The organism is Pseudomonas sp. 14P5.3.2 (genome assembly GCF_057799175.1).
In genome coordinates, this window is the sequence record NZ_JBYOKU010000002.1 from 92,664 (window position 1) to 117,592 (window position 24,929).

Consider the following 24,929-nt stretch of genomic DNA (forward strand, 5'->3'; position numbering starts at 1 on the left):
GCCATGTCAGCCGCTACATTGGCTGACTTGCGTCTGCCTTTCAGGCGCGATTTCTTCTCTCTTACGAATCACACGGAACCTGCAAAACTCCATCATGGACCCTTCCCCTGGCTTGTCCCTCGCTACGATTTTCGCCGATTTCGGCATGATTCTTTTCGCTCTGATCCTGGTTTTGCTCAACGGCTTTTTCGTTGCGGCGGAATTTGCCATGGTCAAACTGCGCTCGACCCGGGTCGAGGCCATCGCTGACAAGAACGGCTGGCGCGGGCACATCCTGCGCACCGTGCACAGTCAGCTCGATGCGTACCTCTCGGCGTGTCAGCTCGGTATCACCCTCGCCTCCCTCGGCCTCGGCTGGGTCGGTGAGCCGGCGTTCGCGCACATTCTCGAACCGCTGCTGAGCGCGGTCGGCGTGCAGTCACCGGAAGTGGTCAAGGGCATTTCGTTCTTCACCGCGTTCTTCATCATTTCCTACCTGCACATCGTCGTCGGTGAGCTGGCGCCCAAGTCGTGGGCGATCCGCAAACCCGAGCTGCTGTCGCTGTGGACGGCGGTGCCGCTGTACCTGTTCTACTGGGCGATGTACCCGGCGATCTACCTGCTCAATGCCAGCGCCAACGCGATTCTGCGGATTGCCGGCCAGGGCGAACCCGGCCCGCACCACGAACACCATTACAGCCGCGAAGAACTGAAACTGATCCTGCACTCCAGCCGTGGTCAGGATCCGAGCGACCAAGGCATGCGCGTGCTGGCCTCGGCGGTGGAGATGGGCGAACTGGAAGTGGTCGACTGGGCCAACTCCCGCGAAGACCTGATCACCCTCGAATTCAACGCGCCGCTGAAAGAAATTCTGGCGATGTTCCGTCGCCACAAGTTCAGCCGGTACCCGGTGTACGACAGCGAGCGCCAGGAGTTCGTCGGCCTGCTGCACATCAAGGACCTGCTGCTGGAACTGGCGGCGCTGGACCACATTCCGGAGTCGTTCAACCTGGCTGAACTGACCCGTCCGCTGGAGCGCGTGTCGCGGCACATGCCGCTGTCGCAGCTGCTGGAGCAGTTCCGCAAGGGCGGCTCGCACTTCGCCGTGGTTGAAGAGGCCGACGGCAACATCATCGGCTACCTGACCATGGAAGACGTGCTGGAAGTGCTGGTCGGCGACATTCAGGACGAACACCGCAAGGCCGAGCGCGGGATCCTCGCGTATCAGCCGGGCAAGCTGCTGGTGCGTGGCGATACGCCGCTGTTCAAGGTTGAGCGCCTGTTGGGGATCGACCTGGACCACATCGAAGCCGAAACCCTGGCTGGCCTCGTTTACGAAACCCTGAAACGGGTGCCGGAAGAGGAAGAAGTGCTGGAAGTCGAAGGCCTGCGAATCATCATCAAGAAGATGAAAGGGCCGAAGATTGTGCTGGCGAAGGTGTTGATGCTGGATTGATCGCGATTGCAGGACAGCTTTTGTGGCGAGGGAGCTTGCTCCCGCTCGGCTGCGCAGCAGTCGCAGAACCGTGTGCAAGGTGTGTCTGATCGAACGCGGTTTCAGGGTTTTGGGGCCGCTTCTCAGCCCAGCGGGAGCAAGCTCCCTCGCCACAGTTGAGCTCCACTGCCTTTACTGTTTGCCCAACGCAAAGTTGGGCAGCGCCCCCAGCGGCTGGTTGAACTGATACGGAATCGACACCAGCCCCTGCCCCGTATTGCGCTGCACCACAAAGTGCAGGTGCGGGCCGCTGCTGTTGCCGGTGTTGCCGGACAGCGCCAGCGGGCTGCCGACCGCCACTCGCTGCCCCTCACGTACGCTCACCGAACCTTGCTTGAGATGCAGGTACACGCCCATGGTGCCGTCGTCATGCAGCACCCGGACGAAATTGCCGGACGCATCATTGCCGCGTCCGCTCTGTGAGTTTTCGGTTTTCACCACCACCCCGGCCCGCGCGGCAATGATCGGTGTACCCACCGGCATGGCGATGTCCATCGCGTACTTGTTCTTCGGCCCGTAGTGGCTGTACTGGCCGTTGGCGCCCTGACTCAGACGGAACGGCCCGCCCCGCCAAGGCAACGGATAGCGATAGCTCTGCGCGGCGCCAGCGGGGTCGCCCAGCGAGTACTGGAACTGCGGCGTATACACCAGCGGCTGGCTGCCGCTAATCGCCGTCAGCAGTGCCAACCGGGTATTGCTGCGCGCCGGCAGCACCCGGCGGATCGTTTGCGCCGGGGCACCACGCACATTGCTCATGCCGGTGAACGCCAGCGCCACCTCGACCGGCGCATACAGGTCATTGCGCACGAATACCACGTCGGTGCCCTTCTGCTTCTTGATATCGAGGTACACCTGCCGCTCGAGGTGCTCGACCATGCGGTCCTGAAACACGAACACCTGCGAGCCTTTGCTCGGCCGGTCGCTGTACGAGACCACGCCGTTGGCATCGGTGGATTTGTAGATGGTCATGGCCACAGTCGAGGTGGAGGCCAGGAAAAGACCACAGAAAAACAGCAGGCGCGCGAGCATGGGCAAAGGTTCTGTCGAGTAAGGCCTGGAAAAGAGCCTAGCAGCTGAGACAGACCAGGCTAGTCGACAGATGTTTCAAATTGGGCCGTCTGGAAAATGGACGTCGTCAGTGATGACCCCTTCGCGAGCAAGCCCGCTCCCACCTTGGAATGCATCTCAAAGTGGGAGCGGGCTTGCTCGCGAAGGCGGTGTGTCAGGCGACGAGGATCAAGCGCCCGGAACGAAGTGCTTCTGCGCCGTGCCGCGGGCGATCAGGCGGGAGATGTAATCGAGCTTCTGCGCGTCCTGATCGACGAAGCGGAAAGTCAGTTGCAGCCATTCGCTGTCCGGCTTCGGCTCGTGTGCGACGACAGCGTGCAGGTAGCCATTGAGGCGGGCGATTTCGGCGTTGTCGCCCTGCTCCAGGTCGAGCACGGCGCTGTCGAGGATCTGTGGCAGGGTGTCGGTGCGTTTCACCACCAACAGCGCTTCCTTGATGCTCAGGGCCTTGATCACACATTGCTGGGTGCCGCTCGGCAGGCGCAACTGGCCCTGGCCACGACCACCGGCCGGCGCTTTCGAGGCAGCCGGTGCCTGCACCGGCGGGCTGTTGAGCAAACCACGGGACGGCGCAGCGGCTGGCGCTGGCGCGACAACAGCAGGCTTGGCGAACGGATTCACCGCAGCAGCGGCCGCCGGCGCAGTACCGACCACGGCAGGCTTGCCGCCGGTCAACGCGCTCAGGGAGTCGTTGCCGAACGCCGAGTTCATCTTGGTCGGCGCGCTGTTCATCAGGGTATCGAGCTTGCCAACCTTGTTCAGCGCCTGCTTGACCTTGGTCAGCAGCTGTTCGTTGGTGAATGGCTTGCTGACGTAGCCGGTAACGCCAGCCTGAATCGCCTGCACCACGTTTTCCTTGTCGCCACGGCTGGTGACCATGATGAACGGCATGGTCTTGAGGTTGTCCTGCTCGCGGCACCAGGTCAGCAGTTCCAGGCCGGACATTTCCGGCATTTCCCAGTCGCACAGCACCAGGTCGAACGCTTCCCTGGCCAGCATCGCCTGGGCCTTTTTGCCGTTGATGGCGTCCTCGGTACGAATCCCCGGGAAGTAGTTACGCAGGCACTTTTTCACCAGGTCGCGAATGAACGAAGCGTCGTCCACGACCAACACACTGATCTTGCTCATCCAACACCCCTATAAAAATCCCGGCAAGCATACCGCTTTGCTGATGGCACATTGCCAACAATCTTCAGTCACGCCGGGACTTTTCGTTCGCGGGTGCTGCTTTTTAATTCGGTTTCCTGATTCAAGCGCCCAAACAAAAACGCCCGGCCAAAGGGCCGGGCGCTTTTCTCAGGCAATCTTACTTATCGTCAGCATTGCCCGGAACATTAGCGGTTTCGCCGCTTGTGCCCTCAACTTCTTCCTTCATGCGCTTGAGGCCCAGATGACGCACGTCGGTGCCGCGCACCAGGTAGATCACCAGTTCCGAGATGTTGCGCGCGTGGTCGCCGATCCGCTCCAGCGAACGCAGGACCCAGATAATGCTCAGAACCCGCGAGATAGAGCGCGGGTCTTCCATCATGTAGGTGGCCAGTTCACGCAGCGCGGTCTTGTATTCGCGGTCGATGACTTTGTCGTACTGCGCCACCGACAGGGCCAGATCGGCGTCGAAACGTGCAAACGCGTCCAGCGCATCACGGACCATGTTGCGCACTTGGTCGCCGATGTGACGCACTTCGACGTAACCGCGCGGCGCTTCGCCTTCTTCGCACAGCTGAATGGCGCGACGGGCGATTTTGGTCGCTTCGTCGCCGATGCGCTCCAGGTCGATCACCGACTTGGAGATGCTGATGATCAGACGCAGGTCGGACGCCGCTGGCTGACGACGGGCGAGAATGCGCAGGCATTCTTCGTCGATGTTGCGTTCCATCTGATTGATCTGGTCGTCGATCTCGCGCACCTGCTGGGCCAGACCGGAGTCGGCCTCGATCAGCGCGGTGACCGCGTCGTTGACCTGCTTCTCGACCAGCCCGCCCATGGCCAGCAGGTGGCTGCGCACTTCTTCCAGTTCAGCGTTGAACTGCGCGGAAATGTGGTGGGTAAGGCCTTCTTTACTAATCATGTTGGCGTCCTTGGAGCGTCCGGTAAGGTGCGGCGGGCCGCAGTCAATTCAGTGAGCGACAACCAGCGTCTGCTAGCCGTAACGACCGGTGATGTAGTCTTCGGTCTGCTTCTTCGCCGGATTGGTAAACAGGGTGTCGGTGTCGCCGAATTCCACCAGTTTGCCCATGTACATGAACGCCGTGTAGTCGGAAACCCGCGCGGCCTGCTGCATGTTGTGGGTGACGATGACGATGGTGAACTTGGACTTCAGCTCGTAGATCAGCTCTTCGACTTTCAGGGTCGAGATCGGGTCGAGGGCCGAGCACGGTTCGTCGAGCAGCAACACTTCCGGTTCAACGGCGATGGTGCGGGCAATCACCAGACGCTGCTGCTGACCGCCGGACAGGCCAAGTGCCGAGTCGTGCAGACGGTCTTTGACTTCGTCCCACAGCGCCGCGCCTTTCAACGCCCACTCGACCGCTTCGTCGAGGATGCGCTTCTTGTTGATGCCCTGGATGCGCAGACCGTAGACCACGTTTTCGTAGATGGTCTTGGGGAACGGGTTGGGCTTCTGGAACACCATGCCGACGCGACGACGCAGTTCGGCGACGTCTTCGCCCTTGCGGTAGATGTTGTTGCCGTACAGGTTGATCGCGCCTTCGACACGGCAGCCGTCAACCAGATCGTTCATGCGGTTGAAGGTGCGCAGCAGCGTGGACTTGCCGCAGCCGGACGGGCCGATGAACGCGGTCACGCGCTGTTTCGGGATGTTCATGCTGACGTCGAACAGGGCTTGCTTGTCGCCGTAGTACAGGCTCAGGCCCGGTACTTCGATGGCCACGGTTTCCTGCTCGAGATTCAGGCTCTGCTTGTCGCGCCCCAGGGCCGACATGTTGATGCCGTGGGTAGGTGTTTCGTGCTGCATGGGAGGCTCCCTGTGCTAACAAATTCGGTTCGGTTAGCCGCTTGGTGCGGCTGTACTCAATCTAGGGTGGGAGCGGGCTTGCTCGCGAAGAGGCCGGCACACTCAACATCAATGTCGCCTGACCCACCGCTTTCGCGAGCAAGCCCGCTCCCACAGGGATATCAACTGTCCAAAGCCTTGTACTTCTCGCGCAGGTGGTTACGAATCCACACCGCCGACAGGTTGAGGATCGCGATCACCAGCACCAGCAGCAGCGCCGTGGCGTACACCAGTGGCCGTGCCGCTTCGACGTTCGGGCTCTGGAAGCCGACGTCATAGATGTGGAAGCCCAGGTGCATGATCTTCTGGTCCAGGTGCAGGTACGGGTAGTTGCCGTCCACTGGCAGCGACGGCGCCAGTTTCACCACACCCACCAGCATCAGCGGCGCCACTTCACCGGCGGCACGGGCCACGGCGAGGATCATGCCGGTCATCATCGCCGGGCTGGCCATCGGAATAACGATCTTCCACAGGGTTTCCGCCTTGGTCGCACCAAGGGCCAGCGAGCCCTCACGGACGGTACGCGGAATACGCGCCAGACCTTCCTCGGTCGCCACGATCACCACCGGCACCGCCAGCAGCGCCAGAGTCAGCGACGCCCAGAGCAGGCCCGGTGTACCGAAGGTCGGTGCCGGCAGTGCTTCCGGGAAGAACAGACGGTCGACCGAACCACCCAACACATAAACAAAGAAGCCCAGACCGAACACGCCGTAGACAATCGCCGGAACACCGGCGAGGTTGTTCACCGCGATCCGGATGATCCGGGTCAGGGTGTTCTGCTTGGCGTATTCGCGCAGGTACACCGCCGCCAGTACGCCGAACGGAGTCACGATCATTGCCATGATCAGGGTCATCATCACGGTGCCGAAAATCGCCGGGAAGATGCCGCCTTCGGTGTTCGCTTCACGCGGGTCATCCGAGAGGAATTCCCAGATCTTGCTGAAGTAGAAACCGACCTTGGTGAAGGTGCTCATCGCGTTCGGCTGATAGGCGTGAACGACTTTGCCCAGGCCGATTTCGATCTCTTTGCCGTTGGCATCGCGAGCGGTCAAAGCGTCGCGGTTGAACTGCGCATGCAGATCCGCCAGACGCGCTTCGATGTCCTGATAACGCGCGTTCAGCTCGGCACGCTCGGCGTCCATGTCCGCTTGCGCGGTGGCGTCGAGCTTGCCGTCGAGTTCCAGTTTGCGACCGTGCAGACGGATGCGTTCCAGGCCTGCGTTGATCGCCCCGATATCAGTCTTTTCCAGCGACTTGAGCTGCGCGGCGAGCTTGTTCACGCGGTCGATCCGCGCTTGCAGCTCAGGCCAGGCCGCTTCGCCTTCGGCGATCACCTTGCCGTCCTGTTTGACGTTGACCAGGTAGCCGTAGAAGTTGCCCCACTCGCGACGCTCGATCGCCATCAGTTCCGGCGGCGTGGTCTGGTTGGTCAGCCACTCGCCGACCACCCAGGTGAAGTCGTTGCCGTTCAGGTCACGGTTGCCGACCTTGATCAGCTCGCGGGTCATGAATTCCGGGCCCTGATCAGGCACCGGCAGGCCGGCGCTTTTCAGGCGTGCACGCGGCACTTCTTCTTTCTGTACCACTTCGCCGATGACCAGGTGATTGGCCTGGCCCGGTACGTCGTAGCTGGCATGGATCAGGTCCGCCGGCCAGAAGTGACCCAGACCGCGCACGGCAATCACCGCCAGCAGGCCAATGGTCATGATGACCGCGATGGACACCGCGCCACCGCTGATCCAGACGCCCGGGGCGCCGCTCTTGAACCATCCATTCAGGGAGTTCTGTTTCACAGACTTCTACCTTTCTTAAAGCGACGAGTATTTCTTGCGCAGACGCTGACGAATCAGTTCTGCCAGGGTGTTCATGACGAAGGTGAACAACAGCAGCACCAGCGCCGAGAGGAACAGCACGCGGTAGTGGCTGCCGCCGACTTCCGACTCGGGCATTTCCACCGCGACGTTGGCGGCCAGGGTGCGCAGGCCTTCGAACAGGTTCATTTCCATGACCGGGGTGTTACCCGTAGCCATCAGCACGATCATGGTTTCCCCGACCGCACGGCCCATGCCGATCATCAGTGCCGAGAAAATGCCCGGGCTGGCGGTGAGGATCACCACGCGGGTCATGGTCTGCCACGGTGTGGCACCAAGTGCCAGGGAGCCGAGGGTCAAACCACGCGGCACGCTGAACACGGCGTCTTCGGCGATCGAGTAGATGTTCGGGATCACCGCAAAACCCATCGCCAGACCAACCACCAGAGCGTTGCGCTGGTCGTAGGTGATGCCCAGGTCGTGGGAGATCCACATGCGCATGTCACCGCCAAAGAACCAGTTCTCCATGTACGGGCTCATGTACAGCGACAACCAACCGACAAACAGGATCACCGGAATCAGCAGCGCACTTTCCCAGCCATCCGGGACTTTCAGGCGGATCGACTCAGGCAGACGACTGAAGGTAAAACCGGCGACCAGAATGCCGATCGGCAGCAGCATCAGCAGGCTGAAGATGCCCGGCAGATGCCCTTCCACATACGGCGCGAGGAACAGACCGGCGAAGAAACCGAGGATCACCGTCGGCATCGCCTCCATCAGCTCGATCACCGGTTTGACCTTGCGGCGCATGCCCGGGGCCATGAAGTACGCGGTGTAGATCGCTGCGGCAACCGCCAGCGGTGCGGCCAGCAACATTGCGTAGAAAGCGGCTTTCAGGGTGCCGAAGGTCAGTGGCGAGAGGCTCAGTTTCGGTTCGAAATCGGTATTGGCCGCAGTCGATTGCCAGACGTATTTAGGCTCGTCGTAGTTTTCGTACCAGACCTTGCTCCACAACGCGCTCCACGATACTTCCGGGTGCGGGTTGTCGAGCAGCAGCGGTTGCAGCTTGCCGCCGGCCTCGACGATCACCCGGTTGGCACGCGGCGACAGACCGAACAGGCCCTGACCCTCGACCACCGGATCGACCAGCAGGGTGCGGTGCGCGGTGCTGTGGAACACGCCGAGCTTGCCGCTGGCATCAAGGGCAACGAAGCCCTTGCGACGCTCTTCGGCAGTGATTTCAACGATCGGCGCAGTGCCCATCTGGAAGGTGCGGATCTGCTTCAGACGCAACTCGCCATCGGTATCGCGAGCCATGAACCATTGGGCCAGACCACCCGTGGAATCACCGATGATCAGCGAGATACCGCCCACCAGTTGGGTCGACGCCGTGACTTGGGCGTCGGCGTTTTCCAGCAGTTTGTAGCGACCGTTGAGGCTCTTGTCGCGCAGGCTGAACACGTCGGCCTGCGCCCGCCCGTTGACCACGTACAGCCATTGCTGGCGCGGGTCGACGAAGATGTTCTTCACCGGCTCGGTCATCTGCGGCAGCTCGATACGCTTCTGCTCGTTGGTGACTTCGCCGGTCATCATGTTTTCTTCGCTGGTCAGCGCCAGCACATTGAGCTGCGAACCGGTCGAACCCACCAGCATCAGGGTCGAATCGGTCGCGTTGAGGCTGACGTGCTCCAGCGCCCCGCCGCCCTCGTTCACCGCGATCGGCGCTTCGCCATACGGGTATTCGATGGCCGGAGTGATGGTTTTCTTGCCATCGGGGTAGCTGACTTTATAGGTGTGACGGAACACCAGCGCCTGACCGTTGGACAGGCCCACGGCGACCAGTGGATGACCTGGCTGGTCTTCACCGATGGAGGTTACGCTGGCGCCGGCAGGAACCGGCAGATCGACGCGCTTCAATTCAGCGCCACTGTCGATGTCGAAAAACAGCGCCTGGCCCTTGTCGGAAACGCGCATCGCCACCTGATTCTGCTCTTCGAGCGAAATCATCAGCGGCTTGCCGGCGTCCTGCATCCAGGCCGGGGTAATGGCATCCTTCGCGGTCAGGCTGGCGCCGTGGAACAACGGTGCAACGACGTAGGCGAGAAAGAAGAAGATCAGGGTGATGGCTGCCAGCACGGCGAGGCCGCCGACGAGGACGTACCAGCGGGTGAAGCGATCCTTGAGCGCGCGAATGCGGCGCTTGCGTTGCAGCTCAGGCGTATTGAAATCAATGCGCTTGGGAGGGGAAGTCGTAGTCATTGGGGAATTGGCCAGATCATTCATGCGCACACCCTAGCGATCCTGTATGACAGAAAGATGACAATGCAGTGACGCACCAAATCCGCCGCCAGCGGGGTACTGGCAGTGGATAGAAAAATTCGGAGGGTGTGGGAGCCGGCCGCTTGCGGGCCGGGCCCCACACTTGAGTCAGGCGGGGTTCACCCCTGACTCAATTTGTTACTTCTTTGCGACTTCAGCGCCGCCTTCCTGCAGACCCAGGTCAGCCAGTGCTTTTGCAGCAACCTTGGCCGGCAGTGGGATGTAGCCGTCTTTCACCACAACTTCCTGGCCCTGCTTGGACAGAACCAGTTTCACGAACTCGGCTTCCAGCGGGGCCAGAGGCTTGTTCGGGGCCTTGTTCACGTAAACGTAGAGGAAGCGCGACAGCGGGTACTTGCCGTTCAGGGCGTTTTCTTCGGTGTCTTCGATGAAGTCAGTGCTGCCTTTCTTCGACAGAGCAACGGTTTTCACGCTGGCGGTCTTGTAGCCGATGCCCGAGTAACCGATGCCGTTCAGCGAGGAGCTGATCGACTGCACGACCGACGCCGAACCTGGCTGTTCGTTGACGTTAGGCTTGTAGTCGCCTTTGCACAGGGCTTCTTCCTTGAAGTAGCCGTAGGTACCGGATACCGAGTTACGGCCGAACAGTTGCACTGGCTTGTTGGCCAGGTCGCCGGTTACGCCCAGGTCGCCCCAGGTTTTCACGTCGGCTTTGGCGCCGCACAGACGGGTGGACGAGAAGATCGCGTCAACCTGTTCCATGGTCAGGTGCTGGATCGGGTTGTCCTTGTGCACGAACACCGCCAGGGCGTCCACGGCAACCGGGATTGCGGTTGGCTTGTAGCCGTATTTCTGCTCGAAGGCCGCCAGTTCGGTGTCCTTCATCTTGCGGCTCATCGGGCCCAGGTTGGAGGTGCCTTCAGTCAGCGCAGGTGGCGCGGTGGCGGAGCCAGCGGCCTGAATCTGGATGTTTACGTTCGGGTATTCTTTCTTGTAGTTCTCAGCCCACAGGGTCATGAGGTTGGCCAGAGTGTCGGAACCAACGCTGGACAGGTTGCCCGAGACACCGGTGACTTTGGTGTAAGCCGGAATTGACGGGTCAACGCCAGCGGCTACCGCGTGGGCAGTCGCAACGCCAGCAGCGACAAAAGTCATTGCCGCCATCAAACGCTTCAGTTTCATGCCTTACTCCTAGCAGATAGGGGGTGTTAAGTCGGGGCCAAGTATCAGCAGGCCGTGTGAACACTCTATGGCTGAAATATGACAATTGGATGAAAGGCCAGTATCGGGGTTTTGCAGGATGATTCGAAGATCTCAGAGAACAACACAGAACTAATGTGGGAGCGGGCTTGCTCGCGAAGAGGCCGTGTCAGCCTATTCATATGCAGACTGACACAACGCATTCGCGAGCAAGCCCGCTCCCACAGGTGAAGATTTTCAGCGCCCCTTCTTCCAGAGCCACGCCCCCACCAGAATCCCCATCGTGCAAAGGACAGCCACATAGTAAGCCGGGCCCATCGCACTTTCTTTAAGCAGCAGGCTGACCACCATTGGCGTCAGGCCACCGAAGATCGCGTATGCCACGTTGTACGAGAACGACAGCCCACTGAAGCGCACTACCGGCGGGAACGCCTTGACCATCACGTATGGCACCGCACCGATGGTGCCGACCAGCAGACCGGTCAGCGCATACAGCGGGAACAGCCAGTTCGGGTGATCAGCGAGGCTGTGATAGAAGGTCCAGGAACTGATCAGCAAGCCCAGCGAACCGAAGACAAACACCCGGCCGGCGCCGAAACGATCCGCCAGGGCACCGGAGATGATGCAGCCGACGCTGAGGAACACGATCGCCAGGCTGTTCGATTGCAACGCAATCGTCGGCGAAAAGTGATAGACCGTCTGCAGCACGGTCGGGGTCATCAGGATCACCACGACGATCCCGGCGGACAGCAGCCAGGTCAGCAGCATCGAGATCGCAATCGCCCCGCGATGGTCACGCAGCACCGCGCGCAGCGGCACTTCTTCGGCCAGCGCCTTGCGCAGTTGCAGCTCGGCGAACACCGGGGTCTCGTGCAGCCAGCGACGCAGATACACCGAGAACAGACCGAATACACCACCGAGCAGGAACGGGATGCGCCAGGCGTAATCCGCGACTTCCCCCGGCGTATAAATGCTGTTGATTGCCGTAGCGACCAGAGAGCCGAGCAGGATGCCCGCCGTCAGGCCGCTGGTCAGGGTGCCGCAGGCGTAGCCGATGTGCTTTTGCGGCACGTGTTCGGAAACGAAGACCCACGCCCCCGGCACCTCACCACCAATCGCCGCGCCCTGGATCACCCGCATCAACAGCAGCAGGATCGGCGCCCACATACCGATCTGCGCGTAGGTTGGCAGCAGGCCCATGATCAGGGTCGGCACGGCCATCATGAAAATGCTCAGGGTGAACATCTTCTTGCGTCCCAGCAGGTCGCCGAAGTGCGCCATGACGATGCCGCCCAGCGGCCGCGCCAGGTAACCGGCGGCGAAAATGCCGAAGGTCTGCATCAGGCGCAGCCACTCGGGCATGTCGGCCGGGAAAAACAGCTTGCCGACCACGGTGGCGAAGAACACGAAGATGATGAAGTCGTAAAACTCCAGCGCACCGCCCAGGGCCGATAGCGACAGAGTCTTGTAGTCATTGCGGGTCAGGGGGCGTGCAGGTTGCTCGGGCTGCGCGAGGCTCGAAGGCGCTGTGGTCATGGCAAGGGCTTCTCTTATAGTCGGATCCGCCGCCACAACAACGCTGGCTGTGGCTTCGGCAGGTTCGGCACCATAGCAAATTGTTCGAAAAAGCACATAGAGGCGCGTATTTGACGGTCAAAATCAGAACCCGATGGTCGTCGCGGAGTCTACCGACCGATATACTCGCAACCTTGCTCCGGTTTGTAGGGGGTTGCTGTGCGAAAACGTCGTTGGCCCGGCCTTTGAACGGGATCAGCCGGTTTCGCAGAGTTTCCCCTTTAGTTGCCTTATGGAAAACGTGACGAACGCAGTATGTTCGGTGCTGAATCGTTTTTCCCGAAGACGGCTACCACCAGCAATACCAAAGAAGAGTCACGGGTCAGAGGCACCCCCGGCATGATAGAGCTCGAACAAGAAGATCCGATCCCGCAAGGCGACCTGGCCCTGCAAATTACCGCACTCCCCCGCGAAACCAACGGCTTTGGCGATATTTTCGGCGGCTGGCTGGTGGCGCAGATGGATCTGGCCGGCACTGCGATGGCCAGCCGGGTTGCCGGTGGCCGTGTGGCGACCGTGGCCATCGACCGCATGGCGTTCCTGGTGCCCGTGGCGGTGGGCGCGCAATTGTCCTTTTACACCCAGACCCTGGAAATCGGCCGCAGCTCGATCCAGATGATGGTCGAGGTGTGGAGCGACGATCCGCTGTCCAGCGAGTGGCGTAAAGTGACCGAAGCGGTGTTCGTCTTCGTCGCCATCGACGGCAGCGGTCGTACCCGTTCGGTACCGCCACGCGCGCGTTAAACCTCGCCGCGGTTTTGCGGTCGATAGTCGTCCCAAGTGTCTGATCGAGAGCTGTCCCATGAACACGCCCAACGTTGAAGCCGTGAAACTGGATGAACTGAACTGCTGGCGCATCCGCCACGGTCAGGCCGAAGTGCTGGTGGCCCAGCAAGGCGCGCACATCCTCAGTTATCAGGTTGACGGTCAGCCGCCGATCATCTGGCTCAACGACAAGGCGCTGTTCAAGACCGGCAAGAGCATCCGCGCCGGTGTGCCGGTGTGCTGGCCGTGGTTCGGTGTGTTTGATCGCAACCCGCAAAGCGTGCAAGCCATGCGCGTCAGCGAAGAACCGGCAGCGTCCCACGGTTTCGTCCGGGCGATGGATTGGCAACTGGGCGGCATCGAAGCCGAGGACGATGGCATCAAGGTCGAGTTCAAGCTGCCCTACCCCGAAGGTGGCTTCCCGGGTTGGCCGCACCAGGTCGATCTGACCCTGACCCTGCACCTGAATGATCAGTTGCACATCAGCCTGACCAGCCACAACCGGGGCGCCGAAAGCGTCAGCATCAGCCAGGCGCTGCACAGTTACTTCGCGGTCAGCGATGTGCGCAACGTGCACGTCGACGGTGTGGACGGCCTGGACTACATCGAGACTCTGGACAACTGGAATACCCACAAACAGCAGGGCGAGCTGCGCTTCGCCGGGGAAACCGACCGCATCTACCTCGACGCTCCGCCGCAACTGAGCATCGTCGATCCGACCTGGAAACGGCGCATCGTGCTGACCGCCACTGGCTCACGCACGGCGGTGATCTGGAACCCGTGGATCGACCGCGCAGCGGCGTTCAGCGACATGGACAACGATGGCTGGCAGCGCATGCTGTGCATCGAGACGGCGAATGTGATGGATGACGTGGTCACGCTGGGCTCGGGTGTGAGCCATACGATGGGTGTCAGCGTCGGCAGCAAACCGCTTTAAACCCTGGTGCAAAACAAACTGTGGGAGCGGGCTTGCTCGCGAATGCGGTGTGTCAGATACATTAATCTGTCTGATACACCGCATTCGCGAGCAAGCCCGCTCCCACATTGGGTTCTGCGCCAGGTGTTTAGAGATCGGACTCCTGCACCACCCGCACCTTGTCCGCATCCAGCGCGTACGCCGCGTCCGCCAGATCGTTGTTGACCTTCTCGATCTTCAGCGTACCGGTCACCCACAGCGGCGTGTAGATGTCATCCAGCTTCAAGCCTTTGGGATAACGCACCAGCACCAGTTGGTTCGGCGGCGGTGGCGGCACGTGGATGCAAGCGCCCGGGTACGGCACGAGGAAGAACACCGTGCTGCGGCCCTTGGCATCGGACTCCAGCGGCACCGGATAACCACCGATACGAATGTGCTTGTCGTTCATCGCCGCCACGGTTTTGGTCGAATACATCACCGCCGGCAAACCCTTGGCCTGCTTCATGCCACCCTTCTGGGTGAAAGTGCCGGTGGCTTCCGGGGAGTTGTGATCGATTTCAGGCATGGCCTCGAGGGCTTTCTGGTCCGACTTGGGCATCAATTCCAGCCAGTCGGTTTCCGGCAGTTCGCCGGCGTGGGCCAAACCGCTGCCCAGAAAAAGGAGAGTCAACAAAATGCGGCGCATGGAGGAGCTCGGTAAAAAAGAAGGGACGAACAGTCGCCGCGCATTCTAGCCCTCCCCACCGGTTTGGCAGAGAGGGCTTTGTCGCTTTGGATCAGTTCTTTTTGATCAGACCGTAGATCACCAGCAGGATGATCGCGCCGACCAGTGCGCCAATGAAGCCTGCGCCCTGACCTGCCTGATAGATGCCCAAGGCCTGGCCGCCGTAGGTGGCTGCCAGCGAACCGCCGATACCGAGCAGGATGGTCATGATCCAGCCCATGCTGTCATCGCCCGGTTTCAGGAAGCGTGCCAGCAGGCCGACGATCAAGCCGATAAAGATGGTTCCGATAATTCCCATGGCATTTCCCTCTGAATAGTAGATATGCGAAAGCCTAGTCAGACTTTCGCATCCTGCCATCAGAGAACGGCGGCCCCGCAATGGTTCCGCCGCGGCCAGATGAAACTGCTTTTACTCGGCGATCAGCGCTTCGACCTTGACGATCTGCGCCTGCAGCGTGGCCATGTCGGCGCAGCGCAGGTTGGCGTGACCGACCTTGCGCCCGGCCTTGAAGGCTTTGCCGTAGTGGTGCAGATGGCAATCTTCGATGGCGATGACTTTCTCCACCGGCGGAACCACGCCGATGAAGTTGAGCATCGCGCTCTCGCCGACTTTGGCCGTCGAACCCAGCGGCAGGCCGGCAACGGCGCGCAGGTGGTTTTCGAACTGGCTGCACTCGGCGCCTTCGGTGGTCCAGTGCCCGGAGTTGTGCACGCGCGGGGCGATTTCGTTGGCCTTCAGGCCACCGTCGACTTCAAAGAACTCGAACGCCATCACGCCGACGTAATCCAGGTGCTTGAGCACGCGGCTGGAATAGTCTTCAGCCAGCGCCTGTAGCGGGTGATCGGTGCTGGCCACCGACAGCTTGAGGATGCCGCTGTCGTGGGTGTTGTGTACCAGCGGATAGAACCTGGTTTCACCGTCGCGGGCACGCACGGCGATCAGCGAGACTTCGCCAGTGAACGGCACGAAGCCTTCCAGCAGGCAGGCAACGCTGCCCAGTTCAGCGAACGTACCAACCACGTCTTCCGGCTTGCGCAGGACTTTCTGGCCCTTGCCGTCGTAACCCAGGGTGCGGGTTTTCAGCACGGCCGGCAGACCGATGGCAGCCACGGCGGCATCCAGGTCGGCTTGCGACTGAATGTCGGCGAAGGCCGGGGTCGGGATGCCCAGGTCCTTGAACATGCTCTTCTCGAACCAGCGGTCGCGAGCGATGCGCAGGGCTTCGGCGCTCGGGTAGACCGGCACGAATTGCGAGAGGAACGCCACGGTTTCGGCCGGGACGCTTTCGAACTCGAAGGTCACCAGATCGACTTCATCGGCCAACTGGCGCAGGTGATCCTGATCGCCGTAATCGGCCCGCAGGTGTTCGCCCAGTGCCGCGGCGCAAGCGTCCGGCGCAGGGTCGAGGAAAGCGAAGTTCATGCCCAGCGGAGTGCCCGCCAGCGCCAACATGCGGCCCAACTGGCCGCCACCGATTACACCGATCTTCATCTCAACAACCTCAGGCAATACGTGGGTCTGGATTGTCCAGGACGCTGTCTGTCTGCTCGGCACGGAAGGTTTTCAGTACCGCGTGGAACTGTGGATGCTTGGCGCCGAGAATGCTCGCTGAGAGCAGCGCAGCGTTGATCGCGCCGGCCTTGCCGATGGCCAGGGTGGCAACCGGAATGCCCGCCGGCATCTGCACGATCGACAGCAGCGAATCGACGCCCGAGAGCATCGACGACTGCACCGGAACGCCCAGCACCGGCAGGTGGGTCTTGGCCGCACACATGCCTGGCAGGTGGGCTGCGCCACCGGCACCGGCGATGATCACCTCGATGCCGCGGCCCTCAGCCTCTTCGGCGTACTGGAACAGCAGATCCGGGGTGCGGTGGGCAGAAACCACCTTGACCTCGTACGGGATGCCGAGCTTTTCCAGCATATCGGCGGTGTGGCTAAGGGTGGACCAATCGGACTTGGAGCCCATGATCACGCCAACCAGTGCACTCATCGTCGCGCCTCTTCTCTCTGGGCGCCCGCAGGCGCGTCAAAAACAACAAGCCACGCAGGATTGCGTGGCTTGATTGTACGAAAAATGGCCGGACGTGCCGGCCGAAGGCCGCGCAGTATACCGCAAAGAAAGCAATAAACAGCCCCCGATTCGACCATCTGTCAGCCGAGGCAATACAGCGGTTTTATTGACTCGAGAATCAAGAACATCGCCCCTGAACTGCACCCGATAAACGCCAAGTAAGAGCATCAGGAAATAAACGCTAAAACACTAACCAGCCGCGTCACACGCTACCAATGTTATATAAACAACGTGAAGTTCCGGCAACTTGCGAACTTCAACTTAATAAAATATTTCGCCCTTATTCAATTATCAATATTTTCGGCACCCACCGCCGATTCCAGAAACCATCGGAGCATTTAAATGCCACACCCATTGTTGTTATTAGTGTTTGTTCATAAGGATCTGGCAGATCATGACGCTGATGATATTTACGAAAAACAATTCAAATGGTTGGCCAAGGAATTCGAAACACTTTCCGGACGGCCGCTCGCGATCCTTTTCAAGTCACCTTCAGACGCGCCGGCCCTCACAGACCTGAGCTACAAGATTGACAGCCCGGAACAGACACTTCTTTCCTGGTCTAAAAAAGTCGAACAGCATAAACAGACCCAACCCGCCGACACTTATACCAACCACACGCGCAAGTACCTTCTGCTGACACGCGACAATCTCAGCAGCACGGTTGCAGGGATTGCAAGTCAAACGGGGTTTGTTGCCATTGCATCCATTAACGGTGACCAGACACCCGCGCATGAAGTGGGGCATATGTTCGGCGCACGCCATGAAGACTTCGAGGTTTATTACAACGGTTGGTGGGATGAAACCATCATGGCCTCCGGATCGCTTGAATCCTCTCTCAGAGGCAATGCCAAACGCTTCAGTGATAAAAACCGGGAAAGAATCCGCAAGTATCTCGAAGAAAATGCTTGAAACGCTTTAAGTCATGAACAACAGCGTGAAAGCCCATTGAGACTTTCACGCCTGGGCCCCTCAAGTCGCCGGGCCGGCTGCCCCGCCCTCAAGCTTGCGCCACAACAAGCGCACGTTGGCCTTGCGCACCAGTGCGCAGCGATACAGACGAATCTCCAGCGGCACATGCCATTGCGGGCCTCCGCAAACAACGAGTTCACCTCGGCCAAGTTCGGCGCGCACGCTCAACTGCGGCACCCAGGCGATGCCGAGGCCTTCCAGCGCCATGCTCTTGAGGCTGTCGGCCATGGCGGTTTCGTAAATGGTGGTAAAGCGCAACTGACGCTGGCGCAGCAGACCATTCACCGAACGCCCGAGAAACGCCCCGGCGCTATAGGCCAGCAGCGGCACACTGGCTTCGCCTTCCAGATCGAACAGCGGTTTGCCATCGGCGTCCGCTGCACACACCGGCAGCATTTCGGTCTGGCCCAGGTGCAGCGACGGGAAGATTTCCGGGTCCATCTGCATTGCCGCGTCCGGGTCGTAGAACGCCAGCATCAGGTCGCAGCCACCCTCGCGCAGCGCGTGCACCGCGTCGCCGACGTTGGTCGCCACCAGCCGCGTGGCGATGTTCAAGCCTTCGTTGCGCAATTGCGCGATCCAGCGCGGGAAGAAGCCCAGCGCCAGCGAGTGCGCCGCCGCGACCTGGATCACCTCGCCCTGCCCGCCTTCCAGATGATGCAGATGACGCAGCACTTCGCCGAGCTGTTCGACCACGGTGCGCGCGGTCACCAGAAACAGTTGCCCGGCCGCCGTCAGCTCGATCGGCGTGCGCGAGCGGTTGACCAGCGTCAGCCCCAGAGCGGCCTCGAGGCTGCGGATTCGCCGACTGAAGGCCGGCTGGGTCACGAAGCGCCGTTCGGCCGCCTGCGAGAAACTGCGGGTGGCGGCCAGGGCACTGAAGTCCTCGAGCCATTTGCTTTCCAGATTCATCACGTCCTCCCGGACACGCACCAAAACAGGTCACACGTCTGCCGCGCACGCGGCGTCACACCGGCATTATGCCGAATGTGCATAGGCCAGTGTTTAACAGCATTGGCCCAAAAAATCCCGGAAGCCTAGCATTCGCAGCGTTCCGGCATAGACCGGGTCCATATCGAGATGATTTCTATCATGTCCTCCGCTGCATCTTTCCGCACAGAAAATGACCTGCTTGGCGCCCTCGAAGTACCGGCTCAAGCGTATTACGGCATCCAGACCCTGCGAGCGGTGAACAACTTCCGTCTCTCCGGCGTTCCGATTTCGCATTACCCGAAACTGGTTGTCGGTCTGGCCATGGTCAAACAGGCCGCCGCTGACGCCAACCGTGAGCTGGGTCATCTGAGCGAAGCCAAGCACGCTGCCATCAGCGAAGCCTGTGCCCGATTGATCCGCGGTGATTTCCACGAAGAGTTCGTGGTCGACATGATTCAAGGTGGCGCCGGTACCTCCACCAACATGAACGCCAACGAAGTGATCGCCAACATTGCACTCGAAGCAATGGGTCACCAGAAAGGCGAGTACCAGTACCTGCACCCGAACGACGACGTCAACATGGCGCAGTCGACCAACGACGCCTACCCGACCGCGATCCGCCTGGGTCTGCTGCTGGGTCACGACGCGCTGCTGGCCAGCCTCGACAGCCTGATTCAGGCATTCGCGGCCAAGGGTGAAGAATTCAACCACGTCCTGAAGATGGGTCGTACCCAGCTGCAAGACGCCGTGCCGATGACTTTGGGTCAAGAGTTCCGTGCTTTCGCCACTACCATGGGCGAAGACCTGGCCCGTCTGAAGACGCTGGCCCCGGAACTGCTGACTGAAGTGAACCTGGGCGGCACCGCGATCGGCACCGGCATCAACGCCGACCCGCGTTATCAGGCTCTGGCCGTACAACGCCTGGCACTGATCAGCGGTCAGCCGCTGGTGCCCGCCGCCGACCTGATCGAAGCCACCTCCGACATGGGCGCCTTCGTGCTGTTCTCCGGCATGCTCAAGCGCACCGCGGTCAAGCTGTCGAAGATCTGCAATGACCTGCGCCTGCTGTCCAGCGGCCCGCGCACCGGCATCAACGAGATCAACCTGCCAGCGCGTCAGCCAGGCAGCTCGATCATGCCCGGCAAGGTCAACCCGGTGATTCCGGAAGCCGTTAACCAGGTGGCCTTCCAGGTCATCGGTAACGATCTGGCGCTGACCATGGCAGCCGAAGGCGGCCAACTGCAGCTGAACGTGATGGAGCCGCTGATCGCGTTCAAGATCCTCGACTCGATCCGCCTGCTGCAACGCGCCATGGACATGCTGCGCGAGCACTGCATCGTCGGCATCACCGCCAACGAAGCGCGCTGCCGCGAACTGGTCGAGCACTCGATCGGTCTGGTCACCGCGCTGAACCCGTACATCGGCTACAAAAACGCCACCCGCATCGCCCGTATCGCCCTTGAAAGCGGCCGCGGCGTGCTGGAACTGGTGCGCGAAGAAGGCCTGCTCGACGAAGCGATGCTCGCCGACATCCTGCGCCCGGAAAACATGATTGCCCCGCGTCTGGTTCCGCTCAAAGCCTGAGCCGACGCGTTACTTGTAGCACCGCTCACCAGGTCGAGGGACTAGACACCTCTCACCTTTTGAGGGCTTGGGGATCAGTCCCCAAGCCCTTTTTTTTAATTTTCCGACCCTGAGACCCGTATGTCTGGGGACTGCTTCATGTGGGAGCGGGCTTGCTCGCGAAGGCGTCGTGTCAGTCGAACAGAATGAACCTGACACACCGCATCCGCGAGCAAGCCCGCTCCCACAAAAGAGCAATTCCCGCACAAGCCCGGCGCCGGTAACGCCGGGTGTTTCAAAGCTTCGTTTCGTCGCTTGCACCACGAGCGTGCAGACGGGCGCCGCACTGATCGGTATAGTGCCGCCCCTCTTCGCGTGAGCGGTCGTCGGTAACGAGGCCATAACCCATGCGAAACCCGAACTAATAACAAACCCGCGAAATGGATCCGGGACGAAACCATCGCCTCACCTGTCGTGCCGCGTGCACACCGGTGTAACACGATGTTTCCACCGTCCAGTATTTGCTTACACAAAAAACAGCGAGGAAAAATCCATGCTCGAAGTCATCAACGACTTCCTCTCAGGGAAAGTACTGATCGTGCTCATTGTCGGGCTCGGTAGCTACTTCACGATTCGCTCGCGTTTCGTTCAATTGCGGCACTTCTTCCACATGTTCGCGGTGTTCCGCGACAGCCTCAAAAGCAGCGGCGGGCAACTCAGCTCGTTCCAGGCCCTGATGCTCAGCCTTGCCGGCCGTGTCGGTGCAGGCAACATCGCCGGTGTCGGCATCGCCGTAACCCTCGGCGGGCCAGGTGCGGTGTTCTGGATGTGGGTGACCGCACTGGTCGGCATGTCCAGCAGCTTCTTCGAATGCACCCTGGCTCAGGTCTACAAGCGCGCCGATGGCGACGGTCTGTACCGTGGTGGCCCGGCCTACTACATCCAGCACGGCCTGAAACTCAAAGGCATGGCGGTGGTGTTCTCGATCCTGCTGCTGGTCACCTACGGCTTCGCCTTCATCGGCCTGCAGTCCTACACCGTGACCCACTCGCTGCAGAACGCCTTTGCCTTCGACCCACGCCACACCGGGATCGTCCTGGCGGTGCTGCTGGCCATCACCTTCATCGGCGGCATCAAGCGCATCGCCGCGGTGTCCGACCTGCTGGTACCGGTCAAGACCCTGGCCTACATCGGCGTGACCCTGTACGTGATCGGCACCCAGATCGAACACGTGCCAGCCATGCTGGAAACCATCTTCAAGAGCGCCTTCGGTCTCGACCCGGCCTTCGGCGGCCTGCTCGGCAGCGCCATCGTCATGGGCGTGAAGCGTGGCGTGTTCGCCAACGAAGCGGGCCTGGGCAGTGCGCCGAACGTCGCCGCAGTGGCCTCGGTGAAACACCCGGGCGCTCAGGGCGTGGTTCAGGCTTTCAGCGTGTTCCTCGACACTTTCGTGATCTGCACCTGCACCGCGCTGCTGATCCTGTTGTCGGGCTTCTACACCCCGGGCTTCGAAGGTGACGGCATCGTCCTCACCCAGAACTCGCTGGCCGCCGTAGTCGGTGACTGGGGCCGCATCTTCGTCAGCGTCGCGCTGTCGCTGTTCGTCTTCACCTGCATCCTCTACAACTACTACCTGGGCGAGAACAGCCTGCAGTTCCTCAGCCGCAACCGCGCCTTGCTGATGGTTTTCCGCGGTCTGGTCCTGGCGCTGGTGGTATGGGGTTCGATGCAAGACCTCTCGACCGTATTCGCCTTCGCTGACATCACCATGACCTGCCTGGCCTTCGTCAACCTGATGGCCCTGGCCATGCTGTTCAAGGTCGGCATGCGCGTGATGCGCGACTACGACGAGCAGCGCCGCGCCGGCATCAAGCAGCCAGTGTTCGACTCGAGCAAATTTGCCGATCTGGACCTGGACCTGAAGGCCTGGCCGGCCGAGGCGCCAGCCGCCGGCAAGACCGCAGCCGAGCCGCAAGGCGTCCCTGCAGCGCAACGCTGACAGGTGAATGACGGGCGCATCCCCTGCGCCCGTCAGTTACAGTGCAATGCATTACCTGTGGGAGCGGGCTTGCTCGCGAATGCGGGGAATCAGTCGACATTTTTGTATCTGACCCACCGCATTCGCGAGCAAGCCCGCTCCCACAGGAACTCATCGTTTCGGAGAATCCTATGAACCCTTCGACTTATCCCGCCGCCCAACACGTCATGGTGCTCTACACCGGTGGCACCATCGGCATGCAGGCCAGCGCCAACGGTCTGGCCCCGGCGTCCGGTTTCGAAGCCCGCATGCGCGACTACCTGCACAGCCAGCCTGAGCTGGTGGTGCCGCAGTGGCGCTTCCGGGAAATGGCGCCGCTGATCGACAGCGCCAACATGACCCCGGCCTATTGGCAGCAACTGCGTGAAGCAGTGGTCGATGCGGTGGACGTACAAGGCTGCGACAGCGTGCTGATCCTGCACGGCACCGACACCCTGGCCTACAGCGCTGCGGCGATGAGTTTCCAGTTGCTCGGCCTGCATGCCCGCGTGTGTTTCACCGGCTCGATGCTGCCGGCCGGCGTCACCGACAGCGATGCCTGGGAAAACCTCGGCGGCGCGCTGGTTGCTCTGGGCCAAGGTCTGGCGCCGGGCGTGCACCTGTACTTCCATGGCGAGCTGCTGGCGCCGACCCGCTGCGCGAAAGTGCGCAGCTTCGGTCGTCATCCGTTCAAGCGCCTGGAGCGTCAGGGCGGCGGGGTGAAAGCGCCGTCGATTCCGGCCGCACTGAACTACAACCAGCCGAAACAACTGGCCAAGGTTGCTGTGCTGCCACTGTTCCCCGGCATCGGCGCCGAGGTGGTTGATGGCCTGCTAGCCAGCGGCATCCAGGGTCTGGTGCTGGAGTGCTACGGCAGCGGTACCGGGCCGAGCGACAATCCAGAATTCCTCGCCAGCCTCGGCCGCGCGCGGGACAACGGTGTAGTGGTGGTCGCGGTCACGCAGTGCCATGAAGGCGGGGTCGAGCTGGATGTGTATGAAGCCGGCAGCCGTTTGCGCGGCGTTGGCGTGTTGTCCGGTGGCGGCATGACCCGCGAAGCGGCGTTCGGCAAATTGCAGGCACTGCTGGGTGCAGGCCTGGAATCGGCCGAAGTGCGGCGCCTGATCGAACTCGACCTGTGTGGCGAACTGATCTGACGCAACGCAATACCTTGCAGGAGTGAGCCCCTGTGGCGAGGGAGCTTGCTCCCGCTCGACTGCGCAGCCGTCGCAGTGTTTTGGGGCCGCTGCGCGCCCCAGCGGGAGCAAGCTCCCTCGCCACAGCAGCCCTCACACTGTTTGATCCGCGTACGGCATATAACTTGCTGCCGTTTCCAGCATCCCCAGGCTGGAAGATCTTATGCTGCACTCCCACCTCACCACGCTCAACGCCGTCTCGCTGGTGCTCAACACCTTCAAGGCTGAAGGCTTGTCGAGCGACGCGCTGTTGGCCGGCAGCGGCATCAGCACGGCAGATCTGGCCCGTGCCGACACGCGCATTACCACCAATCAGGAGATGCAGGTCTGCGCCAACGCCGTCGCGCTCAAGCATGACATTGGCCTGGAACTGGGGCGGCGGATGCACGTTTCCTGCTACGGCTTCCTCGGTTACGCGCTGCTCACCAGTGCCACCTTAGGTGACGCTTTGCGCCTGGCGATTCGCTATCCGGCGCTGCTGGGAACACTTTTCGAACTGAGCCTGGAAGACGATGGCGAGCAGGTCTGGTTCGTCGCCGCCGATTACCGCGAGAGTCCGTCGATGGCGGTGTTCAACGCGGAATTCTGCCTGGTGTCATTAAGGGTCATCTGCGACGACTTGCTCGGGCATCCGCTGCCGTTGCGGGCGACACGTTTTGAACATGCCGCACCGGATTATCGCGACAGCTATGCCGAGCACTTCAACAGCCCACTGCATTTCGCCGCCAAGGACAACGCCTTCGCCTTCGACCGGCGCTGGCTCGATCAACCGTTGCCACTGGCCGACAGCATCACCCACCAGGCCATGGCCGAACGCTGCCGCAAACAGAACATCGAGTTCACCGGACGGCAGGCGTGGCTCGGGCGGATCCGCCAGTTGCTCAGCGCCCAGCTCAATGCAGCACCGGGGCTTGAGGGACTGGCCCAGCAGATGAAATGTTCGCCGCGCACCTTGCGCCGCCATTTGAAGGACATGGGCAGCAGTTATCAGGAACTGCTCGACGAACTGCGCTTCGAGCGGGCCAAGCAGATGCTGTGTGAGGATCAACTGCCGATCTACCGCATCGCCGAGACCCTCGGTTTCAGCGAGACCGCGAGCTTCCGCCATGCATTCGTGCGCTGGAGCGGTGTTGCGCCGAGTCAGTTTCGCCCTCATTGATGTTCCAATGTAGGAGCGGGCTTGCTCGCGAATGCGCAGTGTCAGTCGCGATCAATTTATCTGACATACCGTATTCGCGAGCAAGCCCGCTCCCACCGGGATGCATTTCATGCCTGAATCGAAGCAAGGCTGTACTGAAAAGAGGGGCGAATTGCGGTCAGAGTTTTTGGCCATATCGATCCCCTTTT

Annotated in this window: 21 protein-coding genes; 8 read left to right on the forward strand and 13 right to left on the reverse strand. The window is 61.1% G+C overall.

Going from position 1 to position 24,929, the window contains the following annotated elements; genetic code table 11:
* The first annotated feature begins 94 nt into the window (after positions 1-94).
* Positions 95-1,435: a hemolysin family protein gene (locus tag AC27VU_RS02160; RefSeq protein WP_003229612.1), complete on the forward strand. Its 1,341-nt coding sequence runs from the start codon at positions 95-97 to the stop codon at positions 1,433-1,435.
* Between the two features lie 171 nt (positions 1,436-1,606).
* Here the strand turns inward: AC27VU_RS02160 and AC27VU_RS02165 are convergent, their stop codons facing one another.
* The 8 genes from AC27VU_RS02165 to AC27VU_RS02200 all read right to left on the reverse strand — a co-directional run bounded on the left by AC27VU_RS02165 (position 1,607) and on the right by AC27VU_RS02200 (position 12,382).
* A complete protein-coding gene (locus AC27VU_RS02165; RefSeq protein WP_488723312.1) occupies positions 1,607-2,503 on the reverse strand; it encodes a peptidoglycan DD-metalloendopeptidase family protein in 897 nt (298 codons plus the stop codon).
* 207 nt (positions 2,504-2,710) lie between these two features.
* Positions 2,711-3,670: a response regulator gene (locus tag AC27VU_RS02170; RefSeq protein ID WP_400499165.1), complete on the reverse strand. Its 960-nt coding sequence runs from the start codon at positions 3,668-3,670 to the stop codon at positions 2,711-2,713.
* A gap of 178 nt (positions 3,671-3,848) precedes the next feature.
* Positions 3,849-4,610, reverse strand: a complete 762-nt coding sequence (gene phoU / locus AC27VU_RS02175) for a phosphate signaling complex protein PhoU (protein ID WP_003229617.1) — start codon at positions 4,608-4,610, stop codon at positions 3,849-3,851.
* A 72-nt stretch (positions 4,611-4,682) separates the two neighbouring features.
* The gene (gene pstB / locus AC27VU_RS02180; protein ID WP_103484627.1) at positions 4,683-5,516 is read right to left on the reverse strand and encodes a phosphate ABC transporter ATP-binding protein PstB; all 834 of its coding nucleotides are present in this window, start codon (positions 5,514-5,516) and stop codon (positions 4,683-4,685) included.
* A gap of 161 nt (positions 5,517-5,677) precedes the next feature.
* Entirely contained in the window at positions 5,678-7,348 is a 1,671-nt protein-coding gene (gene pstA, locus AC27VU_RS02185) for a phosphate ABC transporter permease PstA (protein ID WP_003229620.1), read from the reverse strand.
* A 15-nt stretch (positions 7,349-7,363) separates the two neighbouring features.
* On the reverse strand, positions 7,364-9,397 hold the full coding sequence (locus AC27VU_RS02190; RefSeq protein WP_488723369.1) for an ABC transporter permease subunit: 2,034 nt from the start codon (positions 9,395-9,397) through the stop codon (positions 7,364-7,366).
* 426 nt (positions 9,398-9,823) lie between these two features.
* Positions 9,824-10,828, reverse strand: a complete 1,005-nt coding sequence (locus AC27VU_RS02195) for a phosphate ABC transporter substrate-binding protein PstS (RefSeq protein ID WP_003229623.1) — start codon at positions 10,826-10,828, stop codon at positions 9,824-9,826.
* Positions 10,829-11,083: 255 nt separating this feature from the next.
* Positions 11,084-12,382: an MFS transporter gene (locus AC27VU_RS02200; protein ID WP_262141226.1), complete on the reverse strand. Its 1,299-nt coding sequence runs from the start codon at positions 12,380-12,382 to the stop codon at positions 11,084-11,086.
* 378 nt (positions 12,383-12,760) lie between these two features.
* On the opposite strand from AC27VU_RS02200, the gene AC27VU_RS02205 reads away from it, so the two are divergent.
* Positions 12,761-13,165 (forward strand): acyl-CoA thioesterase, encoded by a 405-nt coding sequence (locus tag AC27VU_RS02205; RefSeq protein WP_003229628.1) that lies wholly within the window; start codon positions 12,761-12,763, stop codon positions 13,163-13,165.
* 58 nt (positions 13,166-13,223) lie between these two features.
* Positions 13,224-14,123, forward strand: a complete 900-nt coding sequence (locus tag AC27VU_RS02210) for a D-hexose-6-phosphate mutarotase (RefSeq protein WP_003229630.1) — start codon at positions 13,224-13,226, stop codon at positions 14,121-14,123.
* Positions 14,124-14,250: 127 nt separating this feature from the next.
* Here the strand turns inward: AC27VU_RS02210 and AC27VU_RS02215 are convergent, their stop codons facing one another.
* The 4 genes from AC27VU_RS02215 to purE form a co-directional block, all read right to left on the reverse strand.
* A complete protein-coding gene (locus AC27VU_RS02215; RefSeq protein ID WP_103484631.1) occupies positions 14,251-14,787 on the reverse strand; it encodes a DUF3299 domain-containing protein in 537 nt (178 codons plus the stop codon).
* A 91-nt stretch (positions 14,788-14,878) separates the two neighbouring features.
* A complete protein-coding gene (locus AC27VU_RS02220; protein WP_085696742.1) occupies positions 14,879-15,124 on the reverse strand; it encodes a GlsB/YeaQ/YmgE family stress response membrane protein in 246 nt (81 codons plus the stop codon).
* 111 nt (positions 15,125-15,235) lie between these two features.
* Positions 15,236-16,318 carry a 5-(carboxyamino)imidazole ribonucleotide synthase gene (locus AC27VU_RS02225; protein ID WP_003229637.1) on the reverse strand — a complete coding sequence of 361 codons (1,083 nt, stop codon included), beginning with the start codon at positions 16,316-16,318 and terminating at the stop codon, positions 15,236-15,238.
* 10 nt (positions 16,319-16,328) lie between these two features.
* On the reverse strand, positions 16,329-16,820 hold the full coding sequence (gene purE, locus AC27VU_RS02230; RefSeq protein ID WP_003229641.1) for a 5-(carboxyamino)imidazole ribonucleotide mutase: 492 nt from the start codon (positions 16,818-16,820) through the stop codon (positions 16,329-16,331).
* Positions 16,821-17,243: 423 nt separating this feature from the next.
* Here purE and AC27VU_RS02235 point away from each other — a divergent pair, with 423 nt between their 5' ends.
* The gene (locus AC27VU_RS02235; RefSeq protein WP_003229643.1) at positions 17,244-17,813 is read left to right on the forward strand and encodes a zinc metalloprotease; all 570 of its coding nucleotides are present in this window, start codon (positions 17,244-17,246) and stop codon (positions 17,811-17,813) included.
* A gap of 60 nt (positions 17,814-17,873) precedes the next feature.
* Here the strand turns inward: AC27VU_RS02235 and AC27VU_RS02240 are convergent, their stop codons facing one another.
* Entirely contained in the window at positions 17,874-18,785 is a 912-nt protein-coding gene (locus AC27VU_RS02240; RefSeq protein ID WP_201136219.1) for a LysR substrate-binding domain-containing protein, read from the reverse strand.
* A 180-nt stretch (positions 18,786-18,965) separates the two neighbouring features.
* On the opposite strand from AC27VU_RS02240, the gene aspA reads away from it, so the two are divergent.
* The 4 genes from aspA (at position 18,966) to AC27VU_RS02260 (ending at position 24,741) form a co-directional block, all read left to right on the forward strand.
* Positions 18,966-20,390 (forward strand): aspartate ammonia-lyase, encoded by a 1,425-nt coding sequence (gene aspA / locus AC27VU_RS02245; RefSeq protein ID WP_003229645.1) that lies wholly within the window; start codon positions 18,966-18,968, stop codon positions 20,388-20,390.
* A 532-nt stretch (positions 20,391-20,922) separates the two neighbouring features.
* Complete coding sequence (locus tag AC27VU_RS02250; protein WP_103484633.1) at positions 20,923-22,368, forward strand: alanine/glycine:cation symporter family protein; 1,446 nt, start codon at positions 20,923-20,925, stop codon at positions 22,366-22,368.
* Between the two features lie 170 nt (positions 22,369-22,538).
* The gene (locus AC27VU_RS02255; RefSeq protein WP_400496817.1) at positions 22,539-23,543 is read left to right on the forward strand and encodes an asparaginase; all 1,005 of its coding nucleotides are present in this window, start codon (positions 22,539-22,541) and stop codon (positions 23,541-23,543) included.
* 202 nt (positions 23,544-23,745) lie between these two features.
* On the forward strand, positions 23,746-24,741 hold the full coding sequence (locus AC27VU_RS02260) for an AraC family transcriptional regulator (protein ID WP_488723313.1): 996 nt from the start codon (positions 23,746-23,748) through the stop codon (positions 24,739-24,741).
* Positions 24,742-24,929 lie beyond the last annotated feature (188 nt).

Bases quoted from the DNA above. Each gene is read 5' to 3' on its own strand.
- AC27VU_RS02220 (WP_085696742.1), bottom strand. From the start codon at position 15,124: ATGGGAATTATCGGAACCATCTTTATCGGCTTGATCGTCGGCCTGCTG.
- AC27VU_RS02225 (WP_003229637.1), bottom strand. From the start codon at position 16,318: ATGAAGATCGGTGTAATCGGTGGCGGCCAGTTGGGCCGCATGTTGGCG.
- AC27VU_RS02260 (WP_488723313.1), top strand. From the start codon at position 23,746: ATGCTGCACTCCCACCTCACCACGCTCAACGCCGTCTCGCTGGTGCTC.
- AC27VU_RS02250 (WP_103484633.1), top strand. From the start codon at position 20,923: ATGCTCGAAGTCATCAACGACTTCCTCTCAGGGAAAGTACTGATCGTG.
- aspA (WP_003229645.1), top strand. From the start codon at position 18,966: ATGTCCTCCGCTGCATCTTTCCGCACAGAAAATGACCTGCTTGGCGCC.
- AC27VU_RS02200 (WP_262141226.1), bottom strand. From the start codon at position 12,382: ATGACCACAGCGCCTTCGAGCCTCGCGCAGCCCGAGCAACCTGCACGC.
- AC27VU_RS02215 (WP_103484631.1), bottom strand. From the start codon at position 14,787: ATGCGCCGCATTTTGTTGACTCTCCTTTTTCTGGGCAGCGGTTTGGCC.
- purE (WP_003229641.1), bottom strand. From the start codon at position 16,820: ATGAGTGCACTGGTTGGCGTGATCATGGGCTCCAAGTCCGATTGGTCC.
- phoU (WP_003229617.1), bottom strand. From the start codon at position 4,610: ATGATTAGTAAAGAAGGCCTTACCCACCACATTTCCGCGCAGTTCAAC.
- AC27VU_RS02235 (WP_003229643.1), top strand. From the start codon at position 17,244: ATGCCACACCCATTGTTGTTATTAGTGTTTGTTCATAAGGATCTGGCA.
- AC27VU_RS02160 (WP_003229612.1), top strand. From the start codon at position 95: ATGGACCCTTCCCCTGGCTTGTCCCTCGCTACGATTTTCGCCGATTTC.
- AC27VU_RS02170 (WP_400499165.1), bottom strand. From the start codon at position 3,670: ATGAGCAAGATCAGTGTGTTGGTCGTGGACGACGCTTCGTTCATTCGC.
- AC27VU_RS02240 (WP_201136219.1), bottom strand. From the start codon at position 18,785: ATGAATCTGGAAAGCAAATGGCTCGAGGACTTCAGTGCCCTGGCCGCC.
- pstB (WP_103484627.1), bottom strand. From the start codon at position 5,516: ATGCAGCACGAAACACCTACCCACGGCATCAACATGTCGGCCCTGGGG.
- AC27VU_RS02190 (WP_488723369.1), bottom strand. From the start codon at position 9,397: ATGCAGGACGCCGGCAAGCCGCTGATGATTTCGCTCGAAGAGCAGAAT.
- AC27VU_RS02210 (WP_003229630.1), top strand. From the start codon at position 13,224: ATGAACACGCCCAACGTTGAAGCCGTGAAACTGGATGAACTGAACTGC.
- AC27VU_RS02205 (WP_003229628.1), top strand. From the start codon at position 12,761: ATGATAGAGCTCGAACAAGAAGATCCGATCCCGCAAGGCGACCTGGCC.
- AC27VU_RS02165 (WP_488723312.1), bottom strand. From the start codon at position 2,503: ATGCTCGCGCGCCTGCTGTTTTTCTGTGGTCTTTTCCTGGCCTCCACC.
- AC27VU_RS02255 (WP_400496817.1), top strand. From the start codon at position 22,539: ATGAACCCTTCGACTTATCCCGCCGCCCAACACGTCATGGTGCTCTAC.
- AC27VU_RS02195 (WP_003229623.1), bottom strand. From the start codon at position 10,828: ATGAAACTGAAGCGTTTGATGGCGGCAATGACTTTTGTCGCTGCTGGC.